The 9,629-nt window shown below is 74.9% G+C and carries 10 protein-coding genes and 1 rRNA gene; 7 read left to right on the top strand and 4 right to left on the bottom strand.

Going from position 1 to position 9,629, the window contains the following annotated elements:
- Positions 1 to 204: 204 nt before the first annotated feature.
- Positions 205 to 321, top strand: a 5S ribosomal RNA gene (rrf, locus tag GNZ18_RS14755).
- Between the two features lie 1,114 nt (positions 322 to 1,435).
- The gene (locus GNZ18_RS14750; RefSeq protein WP_308166180.1) at positions 1,436 to 2,380 is read left to right on the top strand and encodes a tetratricopeptide repeat protein; all 945 of its coding nucleotides are present in this window, start codon (positions 1,436 to 1,438) and stop codon (positions 2,378 to 2,380) included.
- Positions 2,381 to 2,398: 18 nt separating this feature from the next.
- On the opposite strand, the gene GNZ18_RS14745 is transcribed toward GNZ18_RS14750, so the two are convergent.
- From GNZ18_RS14745 to GNZ18_RS14735, 3 genes are read right to left on the bottom strand one after another with little or no spacing between them, the layout of a single operon-like run.
- Complete coding sequence (locus GNZ18_RS14745) at positions 2,399 to 3,340, bottom strand: MBL fold metallo-hydrolase (RefSeq protein ID WP_156216913.1); 942 nt, start codon at positions 3,338 to 3,340, stop codon at positions 2,399 to 2,401.
- 46 nt (positions 3,341 to 3,386) lie between these two features.
- A complete protein-coding gene (locus GNZ18_RS14740; protein WP_156216912.1) occupies positions 3,387 to 3,779 on the bottom strand; it encodes an NUDIX hydrolase in 393 nt (130 codons plus the stop codon).
- Positions 3,776 to 5,119, bottom strand: a complete 1,344-nt coding sequence (locus GNZ18_RS14735) for a DUF1015 family protein (RefSeq protein ID WP_156216911.1) — start codon at positions 5,117 to 5,119, stop codon at positions 3,776 to 3,778. The genes GNZ18_RS14740 and GNZ18_RS14735 overlap by 4 nt, the downstream gene beginning before the upstream one ends.
- A 72-nt stretch (positions 5,120 to 5,191) precedes the next feature.
- Here GNZ18_RS14735 and GNZ18_RS42165 point away from each other — a divergent pair, with 72 nt between their 5' ends.
- The 3 genes from GNZ18_RS42165 to GNZ18_RS14720 all read left to right on the top strand — a co-directional run bounded on the left by GNZ18_RS42165 (position 5,192) and on the right by GNZ18_RS14720 (position 7,937).
- The gene (locus tag GNZ18_RS42165; protein WP_214619135.1) at positions 5,192 to 5,662 is read left to right on the top strand and encodes a tetratricopeptide repeat protein; all 471 of its coding nucleotides are present in this window, start codon (positions 5,192 to 5,194) and stop codon (positions 5,660 to 5,662) included.
- A 37-nt stretch (positions 5,663 to 5,699) separates the two neighbouring features.
- On the top strand, positions 5,700 to 6,710 hold the full coding sequence (locus GNZ18_RS14725) for an HAD-IIA family hydrolase (protein ID WP_156216910.1): 1,011 nt from the start codon (positions 5,700 to 5,702) through the stop codon (positions 6,708 to 6,710).
- Between the two features lie 123 nt (positions 6,711 to 6,833).
- The gene (locus tag GNZ18_RS14720; RefSeq protein ID WP_246249746.1) at positions 6,834 to 7,937 is read left to right on the top strand and encodes a glycerophosphodiester phosphodiesterase; all 1,104 of its coding nucleotides are present in this window, start codon (positions 6,834 to 6,836) and stop codon (positions 7,935 to 7,937) included.
- Between the two features lie 32 nt (positions 7,938 to 7,969).
- Here GNZ18_RS14720 and GNZ18_RS14715 read toward each other — a convergent pair whose 3' ends face one another.
- The gene (locus tag GNZ18_RS14715) at positions 7,970 to 8,311 is read right to left on the bottom strand and encodes an SCP2 sterol-binding domain-containing protein (RefSeq protein ID WP_156216909.1); all 342 of its coding nucleotides are present in this window, start codon (positions 8,309 to 8,311) and stop codon (positions 7,970 to 7,972) included.
- Between the two features lie 115 nt (positions 8,312 to 8,426).
- Here GNZ18_RS14715 and GNZ18_RS41190 point away from each other — a divergent pair, with 115 nt between their 5' ends.
- Entirely contained in the window at positions 8,427 to 8,822 is a 396-nt protein-coding gene (locus GNZ18_RS41190) for a hypothetical protein (RefSeq protein ID WP_216651280.1), read from the top strand.
- Entirely contained in the window at positions 8,819 to 9,616 is a 798-nt protein-coding gene (locus GNZ18_RS14705) for a TlyA family RNA methyltransferase (protein ID WP_156216908.1), read from the top strand. The genes GNZ18_RS41190 and GNZ18_RS14705 overlap by 4 nt, the downstream gene beginning before the upstream one ends.
- Positions 9,617 to 9,629: the final 13 nt, after the last annotated feature.

Here is a 9,629-nt window from a genome sequence, read left to right as displayed (position 1 = left end):
ACGTGTGGAGTCGACCGGTACTAATAGGCCGAGTGGCTTGACCACACAATACGTTCAAGGCATGTCGCTGTGTGGTGTTCGCGTCCCTGTGTGGTTCCCGGAAAGCAAACGGGAACCCGTTGGTCTTACAAGTGAATTTCGAGCCTGGTCTCGAACGTTTGGGTTTGCCTGCCCCTGGAGGTTTGGGGGTTGTGCGTGTGAACGTTCGGTGGTTTTGGCGAGAGGGAAACACCCGGTCCCATCCCGAACCCGGAAGTTAAGCCTCTCAGCGCCGATGGTACTGCATGGGGGACTGTGTGGGAGAGTAGGACGCCGCCGGACTCATATTGGTCGAGGGTCGCACCGATTCACGGGGCGGCCCTCGACGCATGTGTTGGACCTGCCGAAGTAGGCTGCAAGTGTCCACGAACCACCTTCAAGAACAGTGACGGACGTGATGAGCGCGGAAGAGGACGGCCGCAGCGACGACAACCGCGAGCGGCGGCGGGACAACGGGGGGCGCAAGCCGCCTGTCCGTCGTGAGGGCAACGCTCGTGGCGGCCCGAGGGGATCTGGGGCGCCGCGTAAGAGCGGTGGGCCTCGCGGGGCCGCGCCGCGCGGTGGTGCGCCGCAGGGGGGCCGTGGCCGTCCCGCCGGCGGGGGCTGGAAGGACCGCGACGCGCGCGGGCCTCGGGACGACCGCCGGTCGGACCGTCCGTTCAAGCGGTCGGACGACCGCCGGAGCGACTCTTCCGGTGATCGTCGTGAGAAGCGTTTCGGCGGTCCGGGCCAGGCCGGTGAGCGTCGCGAAGGGCGCTATGGCGGCCCGCGCGGTGCGCAGGGCGGCGGCGAGCGGCGTGATGCTCGTCCCGGTGGGTTCCGGGGTGGTCAAGGCGGTCCGCGTCGCGACGGACGTCCCGGTGGCCAGGGCGGCGGAGAGCGTTCGGGTGGTTCGCGTCCAGGGCAGGGCGGCGGAGGCGAGCGGCGTGACGGTCGCTTCGGTGGGCCCCGCGCGTCTCAGGGCGGGCAGCGGCGTGACGGACGTCCGGGCGCGCCACGTGGCGGCCATGGCGGCGCGCAGCGTCGGGACGACCGGTTCGGCGGGCCCCGGGGTGAGGGCGGTCAGGGTGAGCGGCGGTTCCAGGGGCGTGACGAGCGCCGTCCCGGTGGCCGCAAGTTCGATGACAAGCGTGAAGGCCGTCCGGGCGGTCGCAAGTTCGATGACAAGCGCGAGGGCCGTCCCGGTGGCCGGAAGTTCGATGACAAGCGTGAAGGCCGTCCGGGCGGGCGGAAGTTCGACGGCAAGCGTGACGGGCGTCCCGGGGGCGGGTCGTTCAAGGGGCGCGGCGGCCGGCGGCCGCAGGAGGGCGGACGGTCCTACGGGCCGCCGCGCGACCGGGCAAGGCCGGAGGAGCGTCCGGCGCCCAAGCATGACGATCCGCTGCTGCCGGACGAGGTGACGGGCGACGAGCTCGACGCGGAGGCCCGTGCCGAGCTGCGCACGCTGCCGAAGGATCTGGCCACCAAGGTGGCGCGGCACCTCGTGATGGCGGGGCAGCTGTCCGAGGACGAGCCGGAGAAGGCGTACAAGCACGCGCGGGCGGCGCGGCGGCTCGCGTCCCGGGTCGGGATCGTCCGGGAGGCGGCGGGGCTCGCGGCCTACCGTGCCGAGGAGTGGGGGGAGGCTCTCGCCGAGCTGCGGGCCGCGCGGCGGCTCAGCGCGGGCGACGAGTCCTACCTGCCGGTGATGGCCGACTGCGAACGCGGTCTCGGACGCCCCGAACGCGCGCTGGAGCTGGTCAAGGCCCCGGAGGCGGCGCGCCTTGACCCGATGGGCCGGGTGGAGCTGCGCATCGTCGAGTCGGGTGTGCGGCGCGACCTCGGCCAGTACGACGCGGCCGTGGTGACGTTGCAGATCCCCGAGCTGCGCGACCGGAGGCTGCGTCCCTGGTCGGCGCGGTTGTTCTACGCCTACGCCGACGCGCTGGTGGAGGCCGGGCGGGCCGGCGAGGCGTCCGACTGGTTCGCGCGGTCCGCGGCGGCCGACCGGGACGGCGAGACCGACGCCGCCGAGCGGTACGCGGAGCTGGAGGGCCTCCACATCCTCGACACCGAGGAGGAGGACGAGGAGGCGGAGGCCGCGCGGAGCGAGGAGGGCGGCGCCCCGGATCTGGGGGAGCCCGAGGTCGCGGAGATGGCCGAGGCCGAGGACGCCGTGACCGAGGCGCCCGAGCCCGAGCCCGAGGGCGTGATCGAGGTGGTCGCGGCCACGGCGATCGAGTTCAAGCCCGCCGACCCCGAGATCCTGGACGTTCCGGCGGAGGACGTGCCGGAGGCGCCGGCGGTCTTCCTGGAGCCCGACCACGCGGACGACGAGGAGCGGCCGCCCGCCGACTCCTGACGGGCGGAGCGCGCCGCGTCACGCGTGGCGGTTGAGGGCGTGCATGATCCCGGCGACGTTGCTCTCGGTGTTGCTGATGATCTCGTAGCGGGCGGCGAGTTCGTGGTCGGCGTCCTCGCGGGCGAAGGCGTAGCGGTCCTTGGTCCGGTCGACGACCATCGCGACGGCGTGGTCGAGGTCGAGGTCCTGGTCGGCCGCGTCCCGGACGGCGTCCACCCAGATCCGCAGTTCCTCCGCGGATCGTTCCAGCGTGTCGTCCACCTCGGTGACCGGCCCGTAGTGCGCGAACAGCAGCCGCTGCGGGCCGAGCGCGCGGAACCTTTCGAGCGAGGCCAGGGCGGTGTCGAGGTCGAAGTCGGGCGGCGGGGTGGCGGGGCGGACGTCCGCGGTCTCGGGGATGTAGACGCCCGCCGCGTCGCCCACGTACAGGTCGCCGGTCGCGGAGTCGATCAGCCCGACGTGGTGCTTGGCGTGGCCGGGGGAGTAGTGCGACTCCAGCCGCCGCCCGCCGCCGAGGTCGATCACGCCGGTGTCCTGGACGGCGCGGATCCGCGCGGCGTCGGTCGGCTTCAGCTCCCCGAACAGCGTGTCGAGGCTGTCCCCGTAGATCATGCGGGCGCTGGCCATCAGCCGCTCCGGGGACGCGAGGTGCCGGGCGCCCTTCTCATGGACGACGACCTCGGCGCCGGGGTAGGTCTCGGCGATGTCGCCGACGCCGCCCGCGTGGTCGAGGTGGATGTGGGTGACGACGACGGTGGCGAGGTCGGCGGGGCCGACGCCGAGGTCGGCCAGCGCGCGGCGGACGACCGGCGCGGACCCGGCCGTCCCGGGCTCCACGAGGCATGGCCGGTCGGACAGGATCAGGTATCCGGCCGTGATACCGCTGTGGCCCGCCATCCGGGTGTCGATCTCGTAGACGTCTCCGCCGAGCGGCGTGACCGTGGTCGTGGTGTCGTCCATGCCCCGATCATCGTCCCGGGGACGGCCCGGCGGCCAGCCGTGCCGCTCAGAGCAGGCGGCCGCCGGCGTGCAGGTCGTCGAAGATGAGCCGGTCGACGGGGGAGACGCGGGGGCGGTCGGCGTAGCCGAGCCAGACGACCTCCGCGATCTCGGCGCTGGCCGTGAGCTCGCCCGTGTAGTCGGCGGTGTAGCAGGTCATGCGGACGGTGACCCCCTCGGCGTGGCCGTGCGCCTGCGCCTCCCAGGTGCCGAGGTGCGCGATCGTGTCCGGGACGAGGTCGGCCGTCAGCTCCTCCTTGATCTCGCGGACGAGGGTCTGCGCGTCGGACTCGCCGGGCTCGCGCTTGCCGCCGGGCAGGTAGTAGGCGTCCTTGCCGTGCGAGCGCGTGCTGAGCACCCGCCCGTCCACGAGCCGGATCCAGGCGATCTTGTCGATCAACGGTCGCTCCCGGGGTCGAGGAGGCGCAGGACGAGGCCGGTGCGCGGTTTGGGGCCGAACGAGGTGGACTTGCGCGGGACCCGCTCGCCGCCGCCCGCGACGGCCAGGACGTCCTCGACCCTGAGCGGGTTGAGGATCACCGAGGTGCCGCCGGTGCGGCGGGCGCGGGCGGTCGCGGCGGACGGGTCGTCGTGGACGACCTCGATGGCGTCCTCGTTCGCGGGGATCCGCCACACGCCGCCGATCAGCAGGTGGTCCAGGACGGCGGTGTCGAGCCCCCGCCAGCGCGCGGAGTGGGCGGCGGGCATCGATCGCGCCAGCGCGGCCGGATGGGGGTCGGCGAGCAGGTGGAACCCCTCGCCGCCGCCGAGCAGGAACGCCGGGCGGGGCGCCCCGGCGAGCGCCTCCAGCGCCGCGCGCTCACCGGCGATGGGTGTGACGTTGAACACCCGCGCGGCCTTCTCGACGGCGACGTCCGGGCGAAGGCCCGGCAGGACGCGGTGGATCGCTCCGAGGTGCGGCGGGTAGCGGGTGGAGTCGACGAGGAGCGCGAGGCCCCGGTCCCAGGGGCCGGGGCCGCTCCCCGCCGCCCGGTGGCGGGCCTGGAGGGCGCGGTAGGTGGCGTAGCGGTGGTGGCCGTCGGCGATCAGCGCCCGCCGGTCGCGCAGGTCGGCGGCCACGCGGGCGTGCAGGGCCGGGTCGGTGATCCGCCAGAGCCGGTGGGTCAGGCCGTCGTCCGAACGGAACTCCAGCAGCGGGGCCCCGGAGGCGGCGTCGTCGGCGACCCGCGTCGCGTCGCCGCCGCCCTCGTACACCAGGAAGATCGGCTCCAGGTTGGCGCGGGCGGCCGACATCAGCGCCAGCCGGTCGCGGACCGGGCCGGGGAAGACGTTCTCGTGCGGCAGGACGACGCCGTCCGCCTCCGCGCGCAGGCCGAGGGCGCCGATGAGGCCGCGTTGCAGGACCGTCCCGTCCTTCGCGGCCTCGTAGACGTAGAGGGCGGGGAGGGGGTCGAGCGTGAGCGCGCCCTCGTCCAGCCAGCGGCGCAGCAGCACCCCCGCCTCGTCGTAGCTCTCGCCCGTCGCGCGCGGCATGTTCAGCCGGACGATGTTGTGCCCGTCGGACGCCCGCAGCCGCAGCGCCGCCGCGTCGTCGATCAGGTCGTACGGCGGTGTCGTGACGGAGGCCAGGTCACCGACCACCTCGGGGACGAAGCGGACACCTCGGAACGGGGCCAGTTCCAGGCCGCCTCCAGCCCGGGGTCCCGCCGTCCCGAAGATCTGGGCACTGAACTCGTCCGGGGCGAGCCCGGAGGGGAGGTCGTCGTCCACCGTGGGCATGGTAACCACGGACGGGTCCGTGTCCAGCCTCCGGGTACCGTCGAGGTGATCAGAGTCCGAGGGGAGGTCCACGTGAGTGTTCAAGGACCGGGACGGCCGGAGGATTCCCCCGGGGACGGCTCGGGAGATCCGGACGACCGCGACACGCCGGACGGGCAGTCCGCACAGCCCGGCGGCGGCGTCTACGAGTGGTACACGCGGGGCCTGGAGCTGCTCCGCGCGGGCAGCGCGGCGGCGGCGCTGCAACTGCTGGCGCGCGCCGCCGACGCCGAGCCGGAGTCGCACAGCATCCGGGAGGCGCTCGGCCGCGCGCAGTTCGGCGTCCGGGAGTTCGGCGCGGCGGCCGACAGCTTCCGGGAGATCGTCGAGGAGGAGCCCGCCGAGGACTACGCGCGCTTCGGGCTGGGCCTCGCGCTCAGCCGGATGGGCGACTTCGAGGGCGCCGTCCAGCATCTGGCGCTCGCGGTGGCGATGCGCCCCGACAACGAGGACTACGCGAAGGCCCTGCGGCACGCCAGGGCGACCCTCGCGTCCCGCCGCTGACCCCCGCCCCCCTTCACCCCGACCGCGGAGGAGCACGATGAAAGGCTGTGACCGCCCCCTGAGCGAGGCGTACGACGTCGCCCTGCTCGACCTGGACGGCGTCGTCTACGTCGGACGGCGGCCGGTGCCCGGGGCGGCCGAGTCGCTCGGCAAGGCCCGCGCGGCCGGGCAGCGGCTGGCGTTCGTCACCAACAACGCGTCCCGGACGCCGTCGGCGGTCGCGGCGCTGCTGTCGGACGTCGGCGTCCCCGCGTCCGCGGAGGACGTGGTCACCTCGGCGCAGGCCGCGGCCCGGCTGATCGCCGAGCGGGTGCCGGCCGGGTCGAAGGTGCTCGTGGTCGGCGGGACGGGGCTGCGCCAGGCCCTGTACGCGGAGGGGCTGCGGCCGGTGTCGACGGCGTCCGAGCATCCCGCCGCCGTCGTCCAGGGGTTCGCCCCGGGGATCTCCTACGACCTGATCTCCGAGGGCGCGCAGGCGGTCGGCGGGGGCGCCCTGTTCGTCGGCTCGAACGCCGACCTGACGATCCCGGGCGGCGGCGCGCGGCCGAACCCGGGCAACGGGGCGCTGCTAGGCGTGATCACCTCCTCGACCGGGGTCGAGCCGATCATCGCGGGCAAGCCCGAGCGTCCGCTCCACCAGGAGTCGGTGCGGCGGACCGGGGCGCGGCGCCCGCTGGTGGTCGGCGACCGGCTCGACACCGACATCGAGGGCGCCCGCAACGGCGGCGCCGACAGCCTGCTGGTCTTCACCGGCGTCACCGACCACCTCCAGGTGCTGACCGCCCCGCCGGACCGGCGGCCGAGCTTCCTCGCGCCCGACCTGACCGGCCTGCTCGTCGCGCACCCGGAGCCGGTCCGCGACGGCGAGGGGCACCACTGCCGGGGCTGGACGGCGCGCGCGGACGGCGGCGCCATCGGGCTCACCGGGTCCGGCGACCCCTACGACGGCCTTCGCGCGCTGGCGTCCGCCGCCTGGGAGAGCGATGCCCCGCGTCCGGCCGAGGCGCTCACCGGCGCCCTCGACACGCTGGGCCTCGCCTACCACTGACCTGGAGGGACATCGACCGTTCCCCTGGGGGCCACCGGCCGCACCCCTGGCGGTCGCGCGCGCACCCGACCGTGTCCGGCGGGCCGCATCGGCGGACCCGCAGGACACGGAAGGGAGCCGGTCATGAGAGGCATGCGTCGTACCGCCCTGGCGGTGGGCCTCACCGCGCTGACGCTGGGCACGGCAGGACCCGCTCTCGCGGGCGAGGCGCACGGGCGCCCGGGGTACGGGCAGCCCGGCCACGGGCACCCCGGGCAGGGGCACCATCGGGGCGCGTTCGACCTCCAGGCCCACCGGGGCGGGATCGGCCTGGTGGTCGAGAGCACGCTCCCGGCGTTCGCGAACGCCCTGGAGCTGGGCGTGAGCACGCTGGAGCTGGACGTCCAGATCACCGAGGACGGGCAGGCCGTCGTCACCCACGACCGCCGGGTCAACCCGGCCAAGTGCCAGGACACCGGCCCGGCCACGCCCGGTGACCCCGAGTACCCCTACGCCGGGAAGTACGTCAACACGCTCACGCTGAAGCAGGTGCGGACCCTCGACTGCGGCTCGCGGACGCTGCCGGACTTCCCCGGCCAGAAGGCCGCGCCCGGCGCGCGGATGCCGCTGCTCCGCGAGGTGTTCGGGCTCGTCCACCGGTACCGGGCGTCCGGGGTGAAGCTGAACGTCGAGACCAAGGTGGAGGCGGGGGCGCCCAGCGAGACGGCGCCGCGCGAGCAGTTCGTCCGGGTGACGGCGCGCGAGGTCAGGCGCGCCGGCCTGCTGCGGCAGGTGACGATCCAGAGCTTCGACTGGGGCGCGCTGATGCGGATGCGGCGGGTCGAGCCGCGGCTGCCGCTGGTCGCGCTGACCAACTACGACTTCCTCCAGACGGGCCAGCCCGGGAAGTCGCCGTGGCTGGGCGGGATCGACATCGACGACTTCGGCGGCGACCCGCTGCGGGCCGTCCGCTCGTTCGGCGCGTCGGCGTTCTCGCCGGTGCACGGCTTCCCGCAGAACGGCAAGGTCACCGACCCCGGCTACCGCCCCTACGTCACGAAGGCGATGGTCGCCGAGGCGCACCGGCTCGGGCTGAAGGTGGTCCCGTGGACGGTGGACGACGCGCCGACCATGAACAAGCTCATCGACGACGGCGTGGACGGCCTCATCACCGACTACCCCGACCGGCTCCGGACCGTCATGGCCGCGCGCGGGCTCCGGCTGCCGCGCGCCTACCACGCCCGCTGACCGGCGGGCCGCGGGTCACAGCGGCTTGCGGTTCACAGCAGTTTGCGCAGGCGCAGCAGGTCGAACAGGCTCGCCTCGATCTTGAGGCGGCCGGTGGCCCACGCCTTGGCGGGGCTCAGCTCGTCGTCGGCCAGCGCGACCAGGTCGTCGCTGGCCACGGTGAGCCTGACCTGCGCGTCCTGCGGGGCGGGATCGGAGGTGACCGCATCCAGTCCGCCGCGGTGCAGGCGCGTCCGGTAGGCCAGCCCCAGATCGGGGACGCGGCAGCTTATCGTGCGCTCCACCACGTGCTCGGCGAAGCGCTCGGCGTCCACCCCGGCGAGGCGCTCGGCCACACGGCCGAGCGCCGCCCGGCACTCCTCGTCGGTCGCCATGGTCGGGCCGTCCCCCCGTTCGGTCGGCGACGCTGTCGTGAATGGACGGTAGCGTTCTGACCGAGACCGGAGCGACCCGGCGCGTGCGCCGGGGGCCACTGGGAGGTGGAACGTGATGTCCGACGAGGTGCCCGAGCCGCGGGCCGGGGACGCCGGAGACCCCGGCGCGACCGGCGACGCCGGCGCGGCGGCGCCCCCGGCGGCGCCCCCGGAGCCGGCCGCGGAGCCGGAGGTCGCGGCGGCGCCGCCGCCCGAGCCCACCGGCGACCCGCGCGTGGACGCCGCGCTGGCCCGGCTCGGCGACCTGCCCGGACGCCCCGTCCCCGAGCACGTCGAGATCTTCGAGGACGTGCACCAGCGGCTCCAGGAGCTGCTCGCCGCCGCCGACCAGGACGACGATTCCGCCCAGCCGAGGCAGCCGCCCCAGCCGCAGCGGCCCGCCTTCCCGAGCGCGCTGCGGCCCCGTCCGGGAGAACCCGTCGCCCCCGGCAACGCGGGAAGCCGCGGATGAGCAGACGGCGGCTCGACGCCGAGCTGGTCCGGCGCGGCCTGGCGCGCTCGCGCGAGCAGGCGACGCAACTGATCGCCGACGGGCGGGTGCGGGTCGGCGGGCAGCGCGCCGGGAAGGCGGCCACGCAGGTCGAGACCGGCGCGGCGATCGTCGTGGACGAGGCCGACACCGGCCCCGGCTACGTCTCGCGCGGCGGCCACAAGCTCGCGGGCGCGCTCGCCGCGTTCGCCGGGCTGGAGGTGGCGGGCCGCCACTGCCTGGACGCGGGCGCCTCGACCGGCGGGTTCACCGACGTGCTGCTGCGCGCGGGCGCCGCGCACGTGGACGCCGTGGACGTCGGGTACGGGCAGATCGCCTGGTCGCTGCGCACCGACGAGCGGGTCACCGTCCTGGAGCGGGTCAACATCCGCGACCTGGAGCCCGGCATGCTCGGCGCGGCGCCGGGCCTCGTCGTCGGCGACCTGTCGTTCATCTCGCTGAAGCTGGTCATCGGACCGGTGCGGCGCTGCGCCGCACCGGACGCCGACTACGCGCTCATGGTGAAGCCGCAGTTCGAGGTCGGCAAGGACCGCGTCGGCGCGGGCGGCGTCGTCCGCGACCCCGAGCTGCGCGCCGAGGCGGTGCGCGGGGTCGCCGCGCACGCGGGCACGCTGGGGCTCGGGGTGCTGGGGGTGACCGCGAGCCCCCTGCCGGGCCCGTCCGGCAACGTGGAGTACTTCCTCTGGCTGCGCGCCGGGGCCCCGCCGCTGGACGAGGGCGACCTCGCGAAGGCGATCGCGGAGGGCCCGCGGTGAACGTCCGGGCACC

The organism is Actinomadura litoris, from assembly GCF_009733595.1.
Taxonomy (GTDB): Bacteria; Actinomycetota; Actinomycetes; order Streptosporangiales; family Streptosporangiaceae; genus Spirillospora; species Spirillospora litoris.
This window is presented reverse-complemented; position numbering and strand designations above follow the sequence as displayed.

Coding starts and splice junctions, on each gene's coding strand:
- GNZ18_RS14745 (WP_156216913.1), bottom strand. CDS start 3,340: ATGGACGACACCACGACCACGGTCACGCCGCTCGGCGGAGACGTCTAC.
- GNZ18_RS14735 (WP_156216911.1), bottom strand. CDS start 5,119: ATGCCCACGGTGGACGACGACCTCCCCTCCGGGCTCGCCCCGGACGAG.
- GNZ18_RS14725 (WP_156216910.1), top strand. CDS start 5,700: ATGAAAGGCTGTGACCGCCCCCTGAGCGAGGCGTACGACGTCGCCCTG.
- GNZ18_RS14720 (WP_246249746.1), top strand. CDS start 6,834: ATGAGAGGCATGCGTCGTACCGCCCTGGCGGTGGGCCTCACCGCGCTG.
- GNZ18_RS14715 (WP_156216909.1), bottom strand. CDS start 8,311: ATGGCGACCGACGAGGAGTGCCGGGCGGCGCTCGGCCGTGTGGCCGAG.
- GNZ18_RS41190 (WP_216651280.1), top strand. CDS start 8,427: ATGTCCGACGAGGTGCCCGAGCCGCGGGCCGGGGACGCCGGAGACCCC.
- GNZ18_RS14705 (WP_156216908.1), top strand. CDS start 8,819: ATGAGCAGACGGCGGCTCGACGCCGAGCTGGTCCGGCGCGGCCTGGCG.